Source organism: Pseudomonas brenneri, from assembly GCF_007858285.1.
Lineage (GTDB): Bacteria > Pseudomonadota > Gammaproteobacteria > Pseudomonadales > Pseudomonadaceae > Aquipseudomonas > Aquipseudomonas brenneri.
In genome coordinates this window covers 11,784-30,613 of record NZ_VFIL01000004.1, presented here as the reverse complement: position 1 = coordinate 30,613, position 18,830 = coordinate 11,784, and the positions used below count along the sequence as shown (strand labels likewise).

The 18,830-nt window shown below is 61.3% G+C and carries 16 protein-coding genes; 13 read left to right on the top strand and 3 right to left on the bottom strand.

What is annotated here, in order from left to right; all coding sequences use genetic code 11:
• Window positions 1-9 precede the first annotated feature (9 nt).
• On the bottom strand, window positions 10-873 hold the full coding sequence (locus FJD34_RS09590; protein ID WP_032860872.1) for a universal stress protein: 864 nt from the start codon (window positions 871-873) through the stop codon (window positions 10-12).
• 157 nt (window positions 874-1,030) lie between these two features.
• Here FJD34_RS09590 and FJD34_RS09585 point away from each other — a divergent pair, with 157 nt between their 5' ends.
• The 3 genes from FJD34_RS09585 (at window position 1,031) to FJD34_RS09575 (ending at window position 3,786) form a co-directional block, all read left to right on the top strand.
• Window positions 1,031-1,633, top strand: a complete 603-nt coding sequence (locus FJD34_RS09585) for a MiaE family protein (RefSeq protein WP_032860871.1) — start codon at window positions 1,031-1,033, stop codon at window positions 1,631-1,633.
• 160 nt (window positions 1,634-1,793) lie between these two features.
• Window positions 1,794-2,501, top strand: a complete 708-nt coding sequence (locus FJD34_RS09580) for a response regulator (protein WP_032860870.1) — start codon at window positions 1,794-1,796, stop codon at window positions 2,499-2,501.
• Window positions 2,502-2,505: 4 nt separating this feature from the next.
• Window positions 2,506-3,786: an ATP-binding protein gene (locus FJD34_RS09575; protein ID WP_090290897.1), complete on the top strand. Its 1,281-nt coding sequence runs from the start codon at window positions 2,506-2,508 to the stop codon at window positions 3,784-3,786.
• 127 nt (window positions 3,787-3,913) lie between these two features.
• On the opposite strand, the gene FJD34_RS09570 is transcribed toward FJD34_RS09575, so the two are convergent.
• Entirely contained in the window at window positions 3,914-4,717 is an 804-nt protein-coding gene (locus FJD34_RS09570) for a MipA/OmpV family protein (RefSeq protein ID WP_167360819.1), read from the bottom strand.
• A gap of 93 nt (window positions 4,718-4,810) precedes the next feature.
• A complete protein-coding gene (locus tag FJD34_RS09565; RefSeq protein WP_032860868.1) occupies window positions 4,811-5,704 on the bottom strand; it encodes a LysR family transcriptional regulator in 894 nt (297 codons plus the stop codon).
• A 131-nt stretch (window positions 5,705-5,835) separates the two neighbouring features.
• On the opposite strand from FJD34_RS09565, the gene FJD34_RS09560 reads away from it, so the two are divergent.
• The 10 genes from FJD34_RS09560 (at window position 5,836) to nosZ (ending at window position 18,653) form a co-directional block, all read left to right on the top strand.
• Window positions 5,836-6,654, top strand: coding sequence for an HTD2 family dehydratase (locus tag FJD34_RS09560; protein ID WP_090290898.1), 819 nt, complete (start codon window positions 5,836-5,838; stop codon window positions 6,652-6,654).
• A 28-nt stretch (window positions 6,655-6,682) separates the two neighbouring features.
• Window positions 6,683-7,846 (top strand): acyl-CoA dehydrogenase family protein, encoded by a 1,164-nt coding sequence (locus tag FJD34_RS09555; RefSeq protein WP_090290899.1) that lies wholly within the window; start codon window positions 6,683-6,685, stop codon window positions 7,844-7,846.
• A 10-nt stretch (window positions 7,847-7,856) separates the two neighbouring features.
• Window positions 7,857-9,206, top strand: coding sequence for an MmgE/PrpD family protein (locus tag FJD34_RS09550; protein ID WP_090290900.1), 1,350 nt, complete (start codon window positions 7,857-7,859; stop codon window positions 9,204-9,206).
• Between the two features lie 9 nt (window positions 9,207-9,215).
• Complete coding sequence (locus FJD34_RS09545; RefSeq protein WP_090290901.1) at window positions 9,216-10,412, top strand: CaiB/BaiF CoA transferase family protein; 1,197 nt, start codon at window positions 9,216-9,218, stop codon at window positions 10,410-10,412.
• A 39-nt stretch (window positions 10,413-10,451) separates the two neighbouring features.
• On the top strand, window positions 10,452-11,267 hold the full coding sequence (locus FJD34_RS09540; RefSeq protein ID WP_090290902.1) for an HpcH/HpaI aldolase/citrate lyase family protein: 816 nt from the start codon (window positions 10,452-10,454) through the stop codon (window positions 11,265-11,267).
• A gap of 159 nt (window positions 11,268-11,426) precedes the next feature.
• Window positions 11,427-12,410, top strand: a complete 984-nt coding sequence (locus tag FJD34_RS09535) for a TRAP transporter substrate-binding protein (RefSeq protein ID WP_090290903.1) — start codon at window positions 11,427-11,429, stop codon at window positions 12,408-12,410.
• 77 nt (window positions 12,411-12,487) lie between these two features.
• Complete coding sequence (locus FJD34_RS09530; protein ID WP_032860857.1) at window positions 12,488-13,120, top strand: TRAP transporter small permease; 633 nt, start codon at window positions 12,488-12,490, stop codon at window positions 13,118-13,120.
• On the top strand, window positions 13,120-14,400 hold the full coding sequence (gene dctM, locus FJD34_RS09525; RefSeq protein ID WP_032860855.1) for a C4-dicarboxylate TRAP transporter large permease protein DctM: 1,281 nt from the start codon (window positions 13,120-13,122) through the stop codon (window positions 14,398-14,400). The genes FJD34_RS09530 and dctM overlap by 1 nt, the downstream gene beginning before the upstream one ends.
• Before the next feature lie 111 nt (window positions 14,401-14,511).
• Window positions 14,512-16,692 carry a transcriptional regulator NosR gene (gene nosR / locus FJD34_RS09520; RefSeq protein WP_090290904.1) on the top strand — a complete coding sequence of 727 codons (2,181 nt, stop codon included), beginning with the start codon at window positions 14,512-14,514 and terminating at the stop codon, window positions 16,690-16,692.
• Window positions 16,693-16,730: 38 nt separating this feature from the next.
• A complete protein-coding gene (gene nosZ / locus FJD34_RS09515; protein ID WP_032860854.1) occupies window positions 16,731-18,653 on the top strand; it encodes a TAT-dependent nitrous-oxide reductase in 1,923 nt (640 codons plus the stop codon).
• Window positions 18,654-18,830: the final 177 nt, after the last annotated feature.

Below are 18,830 nucleotides of genomic sequence, written 5' to 3'. Positions count from 1 at the left end.
TGATCTTTGTTATTCCTGGCTGGCCAGTTCTTCCAGGTGATCGATGATGCTCTGGGGCTTGAGTACCAGCACATCACTCTCCAGCGCATCCAGCACCACTTCCGCCGTATTGCCAATCAATGCCCCGGAAATCCCGGTGCGCGCCACGGTGCCAATGATCGTGACCGCCGCGCGCAATTTATGGGCAGCATGGGGAATCAGCACATCGGCCGGGCCTTCTTCGATATGCAGGCGGCTGTCATCAATGTCGAATTCGGCCTGGAATGCCTTGCACTGCTCGCGATAGCGGGCTTCGATGGTTTCCTTGAGCTGGAACACCGGATCCGCGGCCGACAACATGGGCGACGGATGGGCGCTGATCACATGCAACTGACCCTTGGCCAGGCTGGCGATGTCAAAACCATGATCGACAATGGCGGCATGCAGGGTTTTATGCTCGTTATCGAGGTTGCCCACGTCGATGGCCGCCAGGATCACACCGTCGGTCCATGGGGTCGCGGTCTTGACCAACAGCACTGCCGCTGGGCACAAACGCAAGAGTTTCCAGTCATCCGGCGTCAGCAGGGCCTTTTTCAACGGGCTGTCGGGGTAGTGCTGCTTGATCACCAATGCGCACCCTTCGGCCTGTTGAACGTCGATGATGGTTTCGTGTCGGTTGTTGCTCCAGGCCTGTTCGGTGCTGACGCTGTAGCCGTCTGCTAGCAGTTGTTCCTTGAGCAAGCTCAGCAATGCCGAATGCTCATGTTTTCTGTCGCACACCAGCAAATGCAGGTGGGCGTCGGTCACCCCGGCAATCAGCTTGGCGCGCTTGAGGGCCAGGCTTTCTGAATGTTCGGGCTCGATGATCACCAGGATTTTGCCAATTTCGTTCATGAGCGGGATCTCCAGGGGTGGGAAGGGCAAGGCTTGGAACAACTATAGTTGTTGCCCGCCGTACGTCATGTTGATGCACATCAAGGCCCGTGACTGGTGGTCTGCGGCGGGGTCGGTATAATCGGCGGCCTTTTGTGATCCTTTGCCCGTGAGCCCGATGAACCTGCCAGAAATCCACGACTTCCTCGGTTGCCGCACCCCCGACGCCTGGGTCCAGGCGGCACTGGCCGACCAGGAAACGATGCTGATCGACCACAAGAACTGCGAGTTCAAGGCCGCCAGCACCGCCTTGAGCCTGATTGCCAAGTACCACTCCCATGTCGACCTGATCAACATGATGTCGCGCCTGGCCCGCGAAGAGCTGGTGCACCATGAGCAGGTCATGCGCCTGATGAAAAAGCGCAAGATCGAGCTGCGCCAGCTGCATGCCAGCCGGTATGCCTCGGGCTTGCGCAAGGTGGTACGCAGCCACGAACCGGTCAAATTGGTGGATACCCTGGTGGTGGGCGCCTTTATCGAAGCCCGTAGTTGCGAGCGTTTCGAAGCACTGGTGCCACATCTGGACGAAGAGCTCGGCAAGTTTTATTTCGGCCTGCTGAAAAGCGAGGCGCGGCATTTCCAGGGTTACCTGAAGCTGGCCTATCAGTATGGTGAGGCCAAGGACGTTGCCCAAGTGATCGAACGGGTGCGTGCCGCCGAGCAGGCGTTGATCGAATCGCCGGACGTCGAGTTCCGTTTCCACAGCGGCGTGCCAGCCTGAGGCTAAACCCCCGTAAAAGACTGCGGGCTATTTGTTAAAAACTCTTAAAAACATGAAGTTTGCGCCAAAGCCCCTCGGCAAAGGGGTTGGGTGCGCGTGTCGACCGGTGTTGGCCCCTATAATGCGCGCACTTCAATCAGTGCTCGTACAGTGGAAGCTTATGGAAAACTTGGGTCTTGGCAGGGTATTGCTCGTTGAGGATGATCAGAAGCTCGCAGGCCTGATTGCGCACTTCCTGTCCCAGCACGGTTTCGAGGTGTCGACCGTGTATCGCGGGGATCAGGCCTTGGCGGCCTTTCTCGCATTCAAGCCCAAGATCGTCGTCCTTGACCTGATGCTGCCAGGCCAGAGCGGCCTGCATGTGTGTCGCGAAATTCGTAATGTGTCCGACACGCCCATCGTGATCCTCACCGCCAAGGAAGATGACCTGGACCACATCCTCGGCCTGGAGTCCGGCGCCGATGACTATGTCATCAAACCCATCAAGCCCCCGGTGTTGCTGGCGCGCCTGCGGGCCCTGCAACGGCGCCAGGCGCCCGAGCCGACCGTGCGTGGTTCGCTGGCGTTCGGCCAGTTGGCGATTGATCGCAGCTGCCGGGGGGTGAGCCTGGGTGACGAGAAGATCGACCTGACCACCATGGAGTTCGAGTTGTTGTGGTTGCTGGCCAGCAGCGCGGGGAAGATCCTCTCGCGTGACGATATCCTCAATCGCATGCGCGGGATCGCCTTCGATGGGCTCAACCGCAGTGTCGATGTGTATATCAGCAAGCTGCGCAGCAAACTCAACGACAACCCCCGCGAGCCCGTGTGCATCAAGACCATCTGGGGCAAGGGCTACCTGTTCAATCCGTTTGCCTGGGAGGTCTAGCCAGATGCTGCGCCTGTTCCTGCGTCTTTACATCATCCTGGCCCTGGGGTTGGCAGGGGCGATCTGGCTGGTGAACTACACCTTCGACGAATTGCTGCCCGAAGCCAACGAAACCTACAACCGTGAAGCCTTGCGCGGTCCGGCCTACGGCCTGGTGGAGCAGTTGCGTCCATTGCCGGCTGGCGAGGCCCGCGTGGCGCGCCTGGCCGAGCTGCAAAAGCACTATGGCTTGCGCCTGGGGTTTATTGACCGCGACGCCGCCGGGCTCAACCCCCGCGAACAACAATTACTGGCAGACGGCAAGTTGGTGGTGCGCGGCGATTTCATGGAATTCATTACTGAAATCGACGGCGGCGTGCAGTTGCTTGAGGTCAAGCTGCCGGTGGAACCGCGCTGGCTGTACCTGTGGGCCTACAGCTTATTGGGCTTGTGTCTGGCCATCGTCCTGTATTTCTGGGTGCGGCCGCACTGGCGTGACCTGGAGCACATCCGCCTGGCGGCCCAGCGCTTTGGTGACAATGACCTGGGCTCGCGCATCCTGTTGCCGCGCCGCTCCACCGTGCGTGAGTTGGCCGGGCACTTCAACCAGATGGCCGAGCGCATCGAGCACCTGATCGCCAACCAGCGCGAACTGACCAATGCGGTGTCCCATGAGTTGCGCACACCGATTGCGCGCCTGTCGTTCGAGCTCGATCAGCTCAAGCAGGAAGCGGATCCGCGCCAGAGTCACGCGCTGATTGGCGACATGTACGCCGACCTCGGCGAGCTGGAGGAGATGGTTTCCGAACTGTTGACCTACGCCAGCCTGGAGCGTGGTGCAACGCAGGTCACCCGGGAGAATATCGAAGCCCACAGCTGGCTCGACAGTGTGATCGGCAGCGTGGCCCTGGAAGCGGAGGCCGAAGGCGTGCAGTTGTCACTGCGCACCTGTGAAGTCGATTTCATCCAGATCGAGCCGCGATTTATGGCGCGCGCGGTGATCAACCTGCTGCGCAACGCCATTCGATACGCCGAGCATCGGGTGGAGGTGTCGCTGGTCAGGTTTGGCGGTGGGTATGAGGTCCGCGTCTGCGACGATGGCCCCGGCGTTCCCGAGGACGGTCGGGAGAAAATCTTCCAGCCCTTTATGCGCCTGGACGCCAGCCGTGACCGTCGCACCGGTGGTTTCGGCCTGGGGTTGGCATTGGTGCAGAGGGTGAGCCAGTGGCACGGCGGGCAGGTACAGGTCCTGGATTCGCAGTGGGGCGGGGCGTCGTTCCGCATGACCTGGGCTTATGCCGACTGATCCTGTGAAGATCCAAAAAATGTGGGAGCGGGCTTGCTCGCGATAGCATCACCGCGGTGTAACTGATACACCGCGGTGCCTGCTTCGCGAGTAAGCCCGCTCCCACATTTTTGATTGGGTTATCCAATCAGAAGGTGTAGTTCAGCACGCCCATCACCGACGTCTGCATCCTGCGCTCGACAATCGGGCTTTTACCCGCATCGCCGGACAAATACTGCATATCCAGCTGGGTGGAGAAGGTGGTCTGGTCGCTGATGGGCAGGGTCCAGCTCACATTCAAGCCGCGGCTGACCATCCCGCCCTTGGCGTCATACGCGCGAAAGCGGCTGCGCTGGGCCTGGCCTGGGGTCACGCCATACCAGGTCTGCACATAGTTGCTATCGCCAAAACGGCTGTTGAGGCTGGCGTCCACGGTGCCGTAGTCACCGTCATACAGGTTGGTGCCGATGCTCAGTTCTAACGAGGTGAACGCCTTGCCGCTGTCTTTCTTGTCGTCTTCCTCCAAGGCATGTTCCAGGGTCGCGCCCAGGATCGCCGAGCCCAAGGTGTAGCTGGCGCTGACGCCGATCTGCGGCCGCGACTTGATATCGCCCATGCCCTTGAGTCGATCGGAGCCGAGGTGGCCGCTTTTCTTCTTGTCCTTGCGCGACGCACTGGCCCCGACGTAGGCGCTGAAGCTGGCGTTGTCATCCTCATAGCCCCAACCCAGCCCCGTATGGGTGTCGAGGAAAATCCCCCACGGGCTGACGATTTGCCCGCCCAGCACTGGCAAGGTCGTCCGCTCATCGCTGCCGCTATAGCGTGGCATGCTGGCTACGCCGGCCTGAAGGCTGTACTCCCAGTCAGCCGCGGTGGACAGTTGGGCCCAGGTAACCAGCCACAGTGACGTGGCAGACAGGTAGATCGTTTTTGTACGCATGGTGGCCTTCATCGTTCTATCGAAGGCTCAAATGCTAGGCAGTGGGTGTCCAGCGGTCTTTGACAGCTTTGTCGGGAAACTGTCAAAGACTGTTAAGCGCGGGTTTCAGCCTGTTGGCTCTGCTCGCAAAGTGGCAATCAGTGCCTTGATCGCCCCCGGCAGGGCATCCAGTTCGCGTACCAGAATGCTGCGTTCGCGCACCGCCCAGCTTTCATCGAGCTTGACGGTCACCAGTTGCATGGTCCGGCTGTGCCGCACGGCAGCGGACTCGGGGATGATGCCGATGCCGACCCCGGCTTCGACCATCCGGCAGATGGCCTCGAAGCTCGACATCTGGATACGCAGTGACAGCTGCTTGCCCAGGCGTTCGACGTGTTCACGCAAGAAACTGAGCAAGGTGCTGCCTTCGTGCAGGCCGATATGTTGATAGGCCAGGGTTTGCTCCAGGGTGACTGCCGGCTGGTTGGCCAAGGGATGGCCCACCGGCACCGTCAGTACCAGGTGGTCGGTGCTGAAATGCAATACCTGCAAGCCCGGTGCCTGCACGGGGCCGGCGATGATGCCCATGTCACTGGTGCCGTCGAGCACGCCGCGCACGATGTCGCGGGACAGGCGCTCTTGCAGGTCGACCGTTACACCCGGGCGCTGGGAGAGGAAGCCAGCGAGGATTTCCGGGAGAAACTCGGTGACCGCCGTGGTGTTGGCGAAGATGCGGATATGCCCGGCGGAGTCGGCGCCATATTGGGTGAATTCGCTTTTCAGGTAATCGACCTGGCGCATGATCAGCCGTGCGTGATGCAGCAGTCGCTCGCCGGCCGGGGTGATTTCCACGCCGCGACTGTCACGGTACAGCAGGCGCGTATCCAGTTGGCCCTCCAGGGCCTTGATCCGGGCACTGGCAGCCGCCGGCGAGAGAAACGCGCGTTTGGCGCCCTGGGTCAGGCTGGGGGATTCGGCGATATGGATAAACAGGCGCAGGTCGGCCAGGTCGAAGTGCATGCAAGGCTCCCGGGTAAGGACGGCGGCGTTCAGCATAACCGAACGCTGGTTTATTGAAATGCAAATTCTCAGAACGGCCAGGCGCTTGCATGATCCGGGGCAGACACCCACTGCCCGAGGACCTGCACCCGATGAGCGCCACTGATTGGATCGGCCGAAGCGAAACCACCCGCGACCATTTGAGCTGTAACCTACTCAAGCGTATTGCCGCCACCTTCGGCGAGGCGGTGCCGGACGACGGAGCGGATTTACCACCGCTATGGCAGTGGTGCTTCTTCCAGGACCCGTTGCCGGAAACCGCCCTGGGTGCCGACGGCCATCCGGCCCGGGGCGGGTTCCTGCCGCCGGCCGATAACCGCAACCGCATGTGGGCCGGCGGGCGTATCGAGTTCCTGCATGCCCTGCGTGCCGGTGAGGCGGCAACCCGCGTGTCGACCATCACCCAGGTCGAGGAAAAGACCGGTCGCAGTGGCTCGTTGTTGTTCGTCACCGTGCGCCACGACTATTCCCAGGACGGCCGCCTGGCGATCCGCGAAGAGCAGGACATCGTCTACCGCGAGCCCACGCCGCCCAAGTCGGGCAGCGGTGATGCCCTGGTCCGGGGCGAGTGGCTTGAGGTGATCGAACCCACGTCGACTCTGCTGTTTCGCTACAGCGCCGTGACCTTCAACGGCCACCGCATTCACTACGACTACCCCTACGTGACCGGCACCGAAGGCTATTCGGGGCTGGTGGTGCATGGGCCGCTGATTGCCACCTTGAGCCTGCGTGCCTTTTGCCGAGCGCATCCCGAAGCGACCTTGCGCCGGTTCGCCTATCGCGGCGTGCGCCCGTTGATTGCGCCGCAGCCGTTTGAAGTGGGCGGGCGGGTGATGGCGGCCGGTGTTGCCCAGCTATGGGCCGGTAACGCCGACGGCCTGGCGCAGCAAGCTGAAGTGCATTTCGAATAATCCAAGAACAACAGGCGGAGAGCCGTTTATGAACCCCAATGACAACGAAGAACTCAACGCCATCCGCGAAGGCGTGCGGGCCTTGTGCGCTGAATTCGATGCCGCTTACTGGCGCAAAGTCGATGAAGAAAAGGGCTTTCCCGAAACCTTCGTCAAGGCCCTGACCGATGCTGGCTGGCTGTCGGCGATGATTCCCGAGGAATACGGCGGCTCCGGCCTGGGCCTGGCCGAAGCCTCGGTGATCCTTGAGGAAGTCAACCGCTGCGGCGGCAACTCCGGCACTGTCCATGGCCAGATGTACAACATGTTCACCCTGCTGCGTCACGGCAGCGAGGCGCAAAAGCGCTTCTACCTGCCCAGGCTGGCCAGCGGCGAATTGCGCCTGCAGTCCATGGCTGTCACCGAGCCCACCACCGGCACCGACACCACCAAGATCAAGACCACCGCAATCAAGCGTGGCGACGAATACGTGATCAATGGGCAGAAGGTGTGGATCTCGCGGGTGCAGCATTCCGACCTGATGATTCTGCTGGCGCGCACCACGCCGCTGGCCGAGGTGAAGAAAAAGTCCGAAGGTATGTCGATCTTCCTGGTGGACCTGCGCGAAGCTATCGGCAACGGCCTGACCGTGCAACCCATCGCCAATATGGTCAACCACGAGACCAACGAGTTGTTCTTCGACAACCTGCAACTGCCCCTGGACAGTTTGATCGGCGAGGAAGGCAAGGGCTTCAAATACATCCTCGACGGCTTGAATGCCGAGCGCACGCTGATCGCTGCCGAGTGCATCGGCGATGGCCGCTGGTTTATCGAAAAGGCCAGTGCCTATGCCCGAGATCGCGTGGTGTTTGGCCGGCCCATCGGGCAGAACCAGGGCGTACAGTTCCCGATAGCCCAAGCCCATATCGAGATCGAAGCGGCGGACCTGATGCGCTGGCGTGCCTGCGAGGAATACGACAGCGGCGTGAATGCCGGGGCCAGCGCCAACATGGCCAAGTACCTGGCGGCCAAGGCGTCCTGGGAAGCGGCCAATGCCTGCCTGCAAACCCATGGTGGTTTTGGTTTTGCCTGCGAGTACGACGTGGAGCGCAAATTCCGCGAGACGCGCCTGTACCAGGTGGCACCGATCTCCACCAACCTGATCCTGTCTTACGTGGCCGAGCATTTGCTCGAACTGCCACGCAGCTTTTGAGGGCCTGAACATGAGTCATACCCAAGCCTTGTGTCGGTTCCTTGTCGAGTTGAATTACCCGCAGTTGCCCGAGGCGGTGCTGGCACGTACCGAAGATCTTTACCTGGATTGGCTGGCCTCGGCGCTGGCCAGCCAAGGCGCGCACCCGATTCCATTATTTGAGCGCTATGCGCAAAAGATGGGCCCGGCCACAGGACCTGCGCAAGTGATCGTCAACGCAGGCAGCAGCAGTGCATATTTCGCAGCGCTGGTGAACGCAGCCTCATCGCACCTGGTGGAGCAGGATGACTTGCACAACAGCTCGGTGTTGCACCCGGCGACTGTGGTGTTCCCCGCTGCCCTGGCCGCTGCGCAAGACCTCGGCAAATCCGGTCGCGAGTTGTTGCTGGCCTCGGTGGCCGGTTATGAGGCCGGGATTCGTATCGGCGAATTCATGGGCCGTTCCCACTACCGCATCTTCCACACTACGGCCACGGTCGGCACCCTGGCGGCGGCGGTGGCGGTCGGTAAGTTGCTGGCGTTCAACGAGGAGCAGTTTATCAATCTGCTCGGCAGCGCCGGCACCCAGGCTGCCGGGCTCTGGGAGTTCCTGCGCGATGCTGCCGACTCCAAGCAATTGCACACGGCCAAGGCCGCTGCGGATGGCTTGCTTGCCGCGTACCTGACGGCGGATGGCCTGAGCGGTGCGCGCAATATCCTTGAAGGCGACCAGGGTTTGGCAGCAGGCATGTCCACCGACGCGCAGCCGAGCAAATTGTCGGCTGGCCTCGGTAGCCGCTGGGCACTGCTGGAAACTTCGTTCAAGTTCCACGCCTCGTGCCGCCATACCCACCCGGCCGCCGATGCGTTGCTGGACTTGATGCAGCGCGAAGGGCTGGCCGCTGCGGATATCGCCAAGGTCCAGACGCGTGTGCATCAGGGCGCCATCGATGTACTCGGCCGCGTGACGGTGCCGGCCAGCGTACACCAGGCCAAATTCTCCATGGGCACCGTGCTCGGCCTGATCGCCGTGCATGGCAAGGCCGGGCTCACCGAGTTTCACCAGTTGGCCTTGAGCGATCACGCCGTCGCTGCGTTTCGTGACAAGGTCAGCATGACCCTCGACCGCGAAGTCGACGACGCCTATCCGCAACGCTGGCTGGGCCGCGTCACCGTGACCTGCGTCGATGGCCGCACATTGCACGGTGCGATTGACGAGCCCAAGGGTGACCCGGGCAACACCCTGAACCGTGGGCAGTTGGCGGACAAGTTCCAGCGCCTCTGCCAGTTCAGCGGTGCCCGCACGCCGGCCCAGGCCAGTGCCTTGATCGAAAAAACCTGGAACCTGCGCAATGCCGTGTCCATGGCCCATTGGCTTTGAGGAATTGTCATGACTGCTAATCAACGGCCGCTGGACGGCATTACCGTGGTCAGCCTGGAGCACGCGATTGCGGCGCCATTCTGTACCCGTCAACTGGCCGACCTAGGCGCGCGCGTGATCAAGATCGAACGCCCGGGCAGCGGTGATTTCGCCCGTGGCTATGACGAGCGTGTGCGCGGCCTGGCCTCGCATTTTGTGTGGACCAACCGCTCCAAGGAAAGCCTGACCCTGGACCTCAAGCAGGATGAGGCCGGTGCAATCCTCGACACGTTGCTGGGCGATGCCGATGTACTGGTGCAGAACCTCGCGCCCGGAGCTGCGGCGCGTATGGGGCTGTCGTTCGAGGCGCTGCAGGTGCGTTTTCCACGGCTGATTGTCTGCGATATTTCCGGTTATGGCGAAGGCGGCCCCTACGAAAAAAAGAAGGCCTATGACCTGCTGATCCAGAGTGAGGGCGGCTTTCTTTCGGTGACCGGTGGCCCCGGTGAAGACCAGATGGCCAAGGCCGGTTGTTCCATCGCCGATATCTCCGCCGGCATGTATGCCTACAGCGGCATTCTCTCGGCCCTGCTGCTGCGCGGCAAGACCGGCAAGGGCAGCCGCATCGACGTGAGCATGCTGGAAAGCCTGGTGGAGTGGATGGGGTATCCGATGTACTACGCCTTCGAGGGCGCTCCCCAGCCACCGCGTGCCGGCGCGGCGCATTCGACGATCTACCCTTATGGGCCGTTTCCCACGGGCGACGGCGGCACCGTGATGCTCGGTTTGCAGAACGAGCGCGAATGGGCAGCGTTCTGCGACAAGGTGCTGCTCACGCCTGAGCTTGCGACGGATGAGCGCTTCTCGGCCAACTTCAAGCGGTCGGCCAATCGCGAAGTGCTGCGCCAGATCATTGTCACAAGTTTTGCCCAACTCGACGCGCACGCTGTGATCCAGCGCCTGGAAGACGCGCAGATCGCCAGTGCGCGGGTCAACGATATGCAAGGCGTGTGGGATCACCCGCAACTCAAGGCCCGTGACAGCTGGCGTGAAGTCGACAGCCCGGCCGGGCCCTTGCCGTCGCTGTTGCCGCCGGGACGCAATAGCGCATTTACCCCGCGCATGGACGCTGTGCCTGCGCTGGGGCAACACAACCAAGGGATTCTCCAGCGCTTGGGTTACACCCGTGAGGCCATCGAATCCCTGAATACTCGCGGCATCATCTAACCGGCTCCTACAGGAGGGGTGAAAACAGGAAGGTCAGTTATGAAGCATTCTATTGTGCGCTCCGCGCTGTTCGTGCCGGGCAGCCGCCCTGAGCGTTTTGCCAAGGCCCTGGCCAGTGGCGCTGATGCAGTGATTGTGGATTTTGAAGACGCGGTGCAAGAGCCGCTCAAGCGCCAGGCGCGGGACAACCTTGGCGCATTCTTGCAAGCTCATCCTGACGCCCGGGTGTGGGTACGGATCAACGCACCGGAGCATGATGAACACTTTGAGGATGTGGCGTTCTGCAAAACCCATGCAAACGTCGCAGGCGTGCTGCTACCGAAGGTGGAAAGTGCGGCGCAGGTGGCAGTAGTGGCCGCCGCTGGCAAGCTGATCTGGCCGATTATCGAAAGTGCCAAGGGCCTGCTGGCTATTGCCGAAATTGCCCATGCACCACAGGTGCAGCGCCTGTCGTTTGGGGGGCTGGACCTGGCGCTGGACCTTAACCTGAGCAGCCACTCGGCGGCGGCGAATTTTGCCCTTGATCAGGCGCGCCTGGCGCTGATCGTGCACTCCCGCGCCGCCGGCCTGGAGGCTCCGCTAGATGGCGTACACCCGGCCATCGACGACCCCGAGGGCCTGCGCCACTCGATCCGACATGCCTATGAAATGGGTTTTACCGGGGCGCTGTGTATCCACCCCAAACAGGTGCAGGTGATCCATGAAGCCCTGGCGCCGAGTGCGGCGGACCTGGCCTGGGCCCAGCGGGTAGTGGATGCCGGTGCCCATGGGGCAGGGGCCTATCAGATCGATGGGCAGATGGTGGATGCGCCGGTGTTGTTGCGGGCGCAAAGGCTGCTGGCAGCCCAGCTCTGACTGACCAAGCCTGATCTGAATGCAGGCGCTGGAGCTGCATTGTTCCTAGGGTTGGCGTTCGGCTTGGCCGAACGCAGGGTTCAAATATTTGAAATTCACTACACGCGTGACATCAGGCACCTTGCCTGACACCACCACAACAATAAAAAGGTGATTCCCATGCTCAAGCTTTCTCGGGCGCTGTTGTGCGCCGCCACGTTGTTTGCCGCAGGCCTGGCCCAGGCGGCGGATCCGATCGTCATCAAGTTCGCCCACGTGGTTGCCGAAAACACCCCAAAAGGCCAGGGCGCGCTGCTGTTCAAGAAGCTTGTCGAAGAACGCTTGCCGGGCAAGGTCAAGGTCGAGGTGTACCCCAACTCGTCACTGTTTGGCGACGGCAAGGAAATGGAAGCGCTGCTGCTGGGCGACGTACAGATGCTGGCGCCGTCCCTGGCCAAGTTCGAGCAATACACCAAGCAAGTGCAGATCTACGACCTGCCATTCCTGTTCAATGACCTGGCCGCCGTCGACCGTTTCCAGGCCGCCGAGGGCAAGCAACTGCTGACGTCGATGCAGGACAAGAACATCCTCGGCCTGGCGTATTGGCACAACGGGCTCAAGCAACTGTCGGCCAACAAGGCCTTGCATGAACCCAAGGATGCCCGCGGCCTGAAGTTTCGCGTGCAGGCCTCCAGTGTGCTGGAAGAACAGTTCAAGGCGATTCGCGCCAACCCGCGCAAGATGAGTTTTGCCGAGGTCTACCAGGGGTTGCAGACCGGCACCGTCAATGGCACCGAAAACACCTGGTCGAACTATGAAAGCCAGAAGGTCAACGAGGTGCAAAAGTACTTCACCGAGTCCAACCACGGCCTGATCGACTACATGGTGATCACCAACGCCAAGTTCTGGAATGGCCTGGCGCCAGAGATCCGCACCGTCCTGGAGCAGGTCATGGTCGAAGTCACCGTCGAGGTGAACAAGCAGGCCGAAGCGCTGAATCAGTCGGCCAAGCAAAAAATCATCGACGCCAAGACCAGCGAAATCATCGAGCTGACCCCTGAGCAACGCCAGCTATGGCGCGAAGCCATGCGCCCGGTGTGGCAGACGTTCGAGGGGCCGATTGGCGCTGACCTGATCAAGGCCGCGGACGCTGCCAACCAGTGATTTCGGGGTGTACCAGTCTCCCACATTTTGACCCGGTTACCACCCGACCATCCATCTCTGCTTCGCGAGGTTTTGCCATGCAATCCCTAAGGCGCGTCTGGGAGCATCTGGAGGAAGGTTTTATCGCCTTCCTGCTGGCCGCCATGACCTTGGTGACGTTTGTCTACGTCATGCTCAACAACATCTACACCCTGTTTTTTGCCCTGGCTGACAAGTGGGCCTGGAGCAGTGGCTTTTTCAACGCCCTGGGCGACGGCACCATGACCTGGGCCCAGGACATGACCTGGAGCGTCGCGCTGACCAAGGCGATGTTTGGCTGGCTGATTTTCTTCGGTATTTCCTATGGCGTGCGCACCGCCGGCCACTTGGGCGTGGATGCCCTGGTACGCCTGACGCCACGCCGGGTCCAGCGCCTGCTGGGGATGCTGGCGTGCCTGTGCTGCCTGGCTTACGCCGGGCTGTTCATGGTTGCCAGCTACAAGTGGGTGAGTGCGGTGATGACGGCCGGGATCGGTGCCGAAGACCTCGACCATTTTGGCCTGGAGGTCGGGCATATCGTGCTGATCGTGCCGGTTGGCTTCGCCTTGGTGCTGATCCGCTACCTGGAAATTTTCTACCGCCTGTTTACCCACCGCCAGGTCGGGTTGGGGTTGGCCGATGAAGCCGGTGAAGCCAGCAAATTGGCCGGCAGCCATGAGGAGCGTGACTGATGGCCGTTCTCTGCCTGTTTTTGCTGCTGTTGGTGTTTATGTTTCTCGGCGTGCCCATCGCCATTTCCCTGGGCTTGTCGGGCGCGATGTCGATCCTGATGTTCAGCCAGGATTCCTTGAGTTCCCTGGCGATCAAGCTGTTCGAAACCAGCGACGCCTATACCTTCCTGGCGATTCCGTTCTTCCTGCTGTCGGGGGCGTTCATGACCACCGGTGGGGTGGCGCAACGCCTGATCGATTTTGCCAACGCCTGTGTCGGGCATATCCGCGGTGGCCTGGCGATTGCGGCAGTACTGGCCTGCATGCTGTTTGCCGCGTTGTCCGGTTCATCGCCGGCGACGGTGGCAGCGGTGGGGTCGATTGCCGTGGCCGGCATGGTGCGCTCTGGTTACCCCAAGGAGTTCGGTGCCGGGATCATCTGTAATGCCGGGACCCTGGGGATCCTGATTCCGCCCTCGATCGTGATGGTGGTGTACTCGGCGGCGACGGAAACTTCCGTGGGCAAACTGTTCATGGCCGGGGTGATCCCGGGCTTGCTGCTGGGCCTGATGCTGATGATCGCGATCTACATCGTGGCGCGGATCAAGAAGCTGCCGGCCCAGCCCCGGGCGACGTTCAGCCAGTGGCTGGGCTGTGCCCGCCGCGCGTTCTGGGGCCTGTTGCTGTTGGTGATCATCCTGGGCGGTATCTACAGCGGGATGTTCACCCCCACTGAAGCGGCAGCCGTGGCGGCGGTGTACTCGGCGTTTGTCGCGTTGTTCGTGTACAAGGACATGCGCCTCAAGGACTGCCCCAAAGTACTGCTGGAGTCTGGGCGCCTGTCGATCATGCTGATGTTCATCATCGCCAACGCCATGCTGTTTGCCCATGTCCTGACCACCGAGCAGATCCCGCAGGAAATCACGGCTTGGGTCATTTCCGAAGGGCTGACCCCGATTGGCTTTTTGCTGATGGTCAACGTGGTGCTATTGATCGCTGGCAGTTTTATGGAACCATCGGCGATTGTGCTGATCCTGGCGCCGATCTTCTTCCCGATTGCGATGAAGCTGGGCATCGACCCGATTCACCTGGGGATTGTGATGGTGGTGAACATGGAGATCGGCCTGGTGCACCCACCCGTAGGGTTGAACCTGTTCGTGACCTCGGCGGTGACCGGCCTGACCCTGGGCCAGACCATCCGCGCCGCGATGCCGTGGTTGATGATCCTGTTGGCGTTCCTGATCCTGGTGACGTACGTGCCATTTATCTCACTGGCGCTGCCGGGTTGGTTGGGGATGTAGCCCCGCGCCCTAACGCCGCACCCTCCCCAGACTTGATTTCAATCAAGGGCTCACTGGCCACCTGCCACCTACCATCGACTTCATATTCCGGCCGTTGAAGTCAGTGAGCCCATGAACCGCCCCAAGCCCTCGACCCTCGCTACTCTGGCTGCAAGTCCTGTCACCTGGCTGGTAGTGCTGGTACTGCTGTTCAGCCTGGCTGGCCCGGCCCAGGCCAAGACCTACGGCGCGATCGAGCAGCAACGCATCGACAAGATCTTCCCGCAGGCAGACGCCATCTCCGGCCCCGAAGGCCAGTTCAAGGTACGCACGCTGTCGGCCAAAGGTGTGGTCATTGGCTATGTGTTCCAGAGTCTGGATGTGGTGGATATCCCGGCCTATTCCGGTAAACCGATCAACACCCAGGTGATCCTCGATCCGGCCGGGGTGATCCGTGATGCTTATGTGCTGGAGCACCACGAACCGATTCTGCTGATCGGCATTCCCGAGGCCAAGTTGCATGATTTCACCGCCCGCTACAGCGGGATCAACGTCAAGCAGCGGGTGGTGGTGGGGCGCTCCAGCGACAGCCAGGCGGTGACCGTGGATGCGGTGGCCGGCGCCACGGTGACGGCGATGGTGGTCAATGAAGTGATCATGCGGGCGGCCCATGAAGTGGCGGTGTCGCTCAAGCTGATCGAGGACAAGGCCAGCACTGCGCAGAGAATCGCCCTGGTACGCAGCGACCTGTTTGAACCCGCCAGTTGGGCACAGTTGACCGGCAATGGCGCAGTGCGCCGCCTGCATCTGACGCGTGGGCAGGTGGATGAGGCGTTCAAGGGCACCGAGGCTGAGGGCGTCGAGGTGGCGGGGCCGGGGCAGGGCGACGAGACGTTTATCGACTTGTATGTCGCTGATCTCAACGCACCGAGTATTGGCCGCAACCTGTTGGGCGAGGCGCAATACCGAGTGTTGATGCAGGGCCTCAAGCCTGGTGAGCAGGCCATCGCGGTGCTGGGGCGAGGCTTGTTTTCATTCAAGGGTTCGGGCTACGTGCGCGGCGGGATTTTTGATCGGGTGCAGTTGCGCCAGTTCGGCAATGTCATCAGCTTTCGCGATATGGACCACCAGCGGCTGTACGACCTGTTTGCCGAGGGCATGCCCGAGTTCGATGAAATGTCGCTGTTTATCGTGCGGCCCCAGGCGAAATTCGATCCGGGTTCGGCCTGGACCCTGGAGCTGCTGGTGCGGCGCCAGACCGGTCCGGTCAGCGGCACCTTCACCAGCTTTGAATTGCCCTACCAGATGCCCGAGGCCTATCTGGAGCGGCCCTTGCCGACCGCCGCTGAACAGGCCGCCATCGACGAAGCCAACCGGCCGATGTGGCTGACGATCTGGTACCAGAAGCAGTTCCAGATCCTGGTGCTGGGCGCTGCCCTGGCGGTGTTGACGGTGATTCTGTTCCTGCAGGACAGCCTGGCCCGGCGCCCGCGCCTGCTGCACTGGGTGCGTCGCGGGTATCTGCTGTTTACCGTGGTGTTTATCGGCTGGTACGCCCTGGGGCAGTTGTCGGTGGTCAATGTGCTGACCTTTGTGCATGCGCTGTTCCAGCAGTTCCGCTGGGAGCTGTTCCTCACCGATCCGCTGATCTTCATGCTTTGGGTCTTTACCGCCGCGAGCATCCTGCTGTGGGGGCGCGGGGTGTTCTGTGGCTGGCTGTGTCCATTTGGTGCCTTGCAGGAGCTGATCAACGAGGCGGCACGCAAGCTCAAGGTGCGCCAGTTCGAGCTGCCGTTTGCCGTGCATGAGCGGCTGTGGGCGATCAAGTATTTGATCCTGCTGGGGCTGTTTGGCCTGTCCCTGGAGTCGATGGCCACCGCCGAACGCTTTGCCGAAGTGGAGCCATTCAAGACTGCGATTACCCTTCATTTCGACCGCCAGTGGTGGTTCGTGGCCTATGCACTGGCGCTGTTGGTGATCAACATCTTCACGCGCAAGGTCTATTGCCGCTATGTCTGCCCGCTGGGCGCGGCGTTGGCAATCCCGAGCAAGTTCCGCCTGTTCGACTGGCTCAAGCGGCGCAAAGAATGCGGCGATCCGTGCCAGTTGTGCGCCAAGGAGTGCGAGATCCAGGCGATCCACCCCGACGGTCATATCAACGCCAATGAATGCCACTACTGCCTCGACTGCCAGATGACCTGGCACAACGACCACAAATGCCCGCCCCTGATCAACAAGCGCAAAAAACGCAACAAGGCCGCACCCACCACCGGGCAATTGATCCCGGTGGTGCAGGTGGCGGTGCCTGAATGACGGCCTTGGGCACCCACTTTTCCCCTCTGGAGCACATCATGAACGACAGCGAATCGAAAACAGCCGGGGCCACCCCGGAACCCGAAGGCCTGAGCCGGCGTGGTTTCCTTGGCACTGGCGCAGTCACCGGTGCAGTACTGGCCGGGGCCACGGCCCTTGGCGGCACGGTATTTACCCGCGAGTCCTTTGCGGCGGCGGCCAAGGAAGCCAAGTCGAAGATCCACGTGGGGCCGGGTGAGTTGGACCAGTACTACGGTTTCTGGAGCGGCGGCCACCAAGGCGAAGTGCGGGTGCTGGGTGTGCCGTCGATGCGCGAACTGATGCGCATCCCGGTGTTCAACGTCGACTCGGCCACTGGCTGGGGCCTGACCAACGAGAGCAAGCGCATCCTAGGCGAGGGTGCCAAGTACCAGAACGGCGACTGCCACCACCCGCACTTGTCCACCACCGATGGCCGCTACGACGGCAAATACCTGTTTATCAATGACAAGGCCAACACCCGCGTGGCGCGGATCCGCCTGGACATCATGAAGTGCGACAAGATTGTCACGGTGCCCAACGCCCAGGCGATCCACGGCCTGCGCCTGCAAAAAGTGCCGTACACCAAGTACGTTTTTTGCAACGCCGAGTTCATCATCCCGCACCCCAATGACGGCCACACCTTCGATCTGCAAGACAAAAACAGCTTCACTATGTTCAACGCCATCGACGCGGAAAAAATGGAAATGGCCTTCCAGGTCATCGTCGACGGCAACCTCGACAACGCCGACATGGACTACACCGGCAAATACGCCGCGGCCACTTGCTACAACTCGGAGAAGGCGTCCGACCTGGGTGGCATGATGCGCAACGAGCGTGACTGGGTAGTGGTGTTCAACATCCCGCGCATCGAAGCGGCGATCAAGGCCGGCAAGTTCATCAACCTCGATGGTGTCAAGGTGCCGGTGGTGGACGGGCGCAAGGGCGACGATGGCAAGGACAGCGAATTCACCCGTTACATCCCGGTGCCGAAGAACCCCCACGGCTGCAACACCTCGCCGGACGGTAAGTACTTTATCGCCAACGGCAAGCTGTCACCGACTTGCACCATCATCGCCATCGACAAGCTCGACGACCTGTTCAGCGACAAGATCAAGGACCCGCGCGGCGTGGTGGTCGGCGAGCCGGAACTGGGCCTGGGGCCGCTGCACACCACCTACGATGGCCGGGGCTTTGCCTACACCACGCTGTTTATCGACAGCCAGGTGGTGAAGTGGAACATCGCCGAAGCCATCCGCGCCTATGGCGGCGAGAAGGTCAACTACATCAAGCAGAAGCTCGATGTGCACTACCAACCAGGCCACAACCACGCCTCGCTGACCGAAACCCGGGACGCCGACGGCCAATGGCTGGTGGTGCTCAGCAAGTTCTCCAAGGACCGCTTCCTGCCCACCGGCCCGTTGCACCCGGAAAACGACCAGTTGATCGACATCTCGGGCGATGAAATGAAACTGGTCCACGACGGTCCGACCTTCGCCGAACCCCACGACTGCGTAATGGCGCGGCGCGACCAGATCAAGACCAAGAAGATCTGGGAACGCAACGACCCGTTCTTTGCCGAAACCGTGGCCATCGCGGCCAAGGACGGGATCAAGCTGGAGACCGATAACAAGGTGATCCGTGACGGCAAGAAAGTGCGGGTGTACATGACCTCCATGGCGCCGACCTACGGCCTGACCGAGTTCACCGTCAAGCATGGCGATGAAGTCACCGTGACCATCACCAATATCGACCAGATCGAGGACGTGACCCACGGCTTTGTCATGACCAACCATGGCGTGAGCATGGAAATCAGCCCGCAGCAGACCTCTTCCATCACCTTCATCGCCGACAAGCCGGGGCTGCATTGGTACTACTGCAGCTGGTTCTGCCATGCGCTGCATATGGAGATGGTAGGGCGGATGTTGGTCGAGCGGACCTAACGGCGAGCGCCCACCAATGTGGGAGCGGGCTTGCTCGCGAAAGCGGTGTGCCGGCCAGGAATTACTTGACTGACCCACCGCTTTCGCGAGCAAGCCCGCTCCCACACTAGATCTGTGTCGCTCCATAGATTGGGCTTTGATCAAAAGGAATACTCCGTGGCTCGACCCCTCACGTTA

Excerpts from the sequence above, each read along its gene's own strand:
- FJD34_RS09565 (WP_032860868.1), bottom strand. The coding sequence starts at position 5,704 with ATGCACTTCGACCTGGCCGACCTGCGCCTGTTTATCCATATCGCCGAA.
- FJD34_RS09550 (WP_090290900.1), top strand. The coding sequence starts at position 7,857 with ATGAGTCATACCCAAGCCTTGTGTCGGTTCCTTGTCGAGTTGAATTAC.
- FJD34_RS09530 (WP_032860857.1), top strand. The coding sequence starts at position 12,488 with ATGCAATCCCTAAGGCGCGTCTGGGAGCATCTGGAGGAAGGTTTTATC.
- FJD34_RS09585 (WP_032860871.1), top strand. The coding sequence starts at position 1,031 with ATGAACCTGCCAGAAATCCACGACTTCCTCGGTTGCCGCACCCCCGAC.
- FJD34_RS09575 (WP_090290897.1), top strand. The coding sequence starts at position 2,506 with ATGCTGCGCCTGTTCCTGCGTCTTTACATCATCCTGGCCCTGGGGTTG.
- FJD34_RS09555 (WP_090290899.1), top strand. The coding sequence starts at position 6,683 with ATGAACCCCAATGACAACGAAGAACTCAACGCCATCCGCGAAGGCGTG.
- FJD34_RS09535 (WP_090290903.1), top strand. The coding sequence starts at position 11,427 with ATGCTCAAGCTTTCTCGGGCGCTGTTGTGCGCCGCCACGTTGTTTGCC.
- FJD34_RS09560 (WP_090290898.1), top strand. The coding sequence starts at position 5,836 with ATGAGCGCCACTGATTGGATCGGCCGAAGCGAAACCACCCGCGACCAT.
- FJD34_RS09580 (WP_032860870.1), top strand. The coding sequence starts at position 1,794 with ATGGAAAACTTGGGTCTTGGCAGGGTATTGCTCGTTGAGGATGATCAG.
- FJD34_RS09545 (WP_090290901.1), top strand. The coding sequence starts at position 9,216 with ATGACTGCTAATCAACGGCCGCTGGACGGCATTACCGTGGTCAGCCTG.
- nosZ (WP_032860854.1), top strand. The coding sequence starts at position 16,731 with ATGAACGACAGCGAATCGAAAACAGCCGGGGCCACCCCGGAACCCGAA.
- nosR (WP_090290904.1), top strand. The coding sequence starts at position 14,512 with ATGAACCGCCCCAAGCCCTCGACCCTCGCTACTCTGGCTGCAAGTCCT.
- FJD34_RS09590 (WP_032860872.1), bottom strand. The coding sequence starts at position 873 with ATGAACGAAATTGGCAAAATCCTGGTGATCATCGAGCCCGAACATTCA.
- dctM (WP_032860855.1), top strand. The coding sequence starts at position 13,120 with ATGGCCGTTCTCTGCCTGTTTTTGCTGCTGTTGGTGTTTATGTTTCTC.
- FJD34_RS09540 (WP_090290902.1), top strand. The coding sequence starts at position 10,452 with ATGAAGCATTCTATTGTGCGCTCCGCGCTGTTCGTGCCGGGCAGCCGC.
- FJD34_RS09570 (WP_167360819.1), bottom strand. The coding sequence starts at position 4,717 with ATGAAGGCCACCATGCGTACAAAAACGATCTACCTGTCTGCCACGTCA.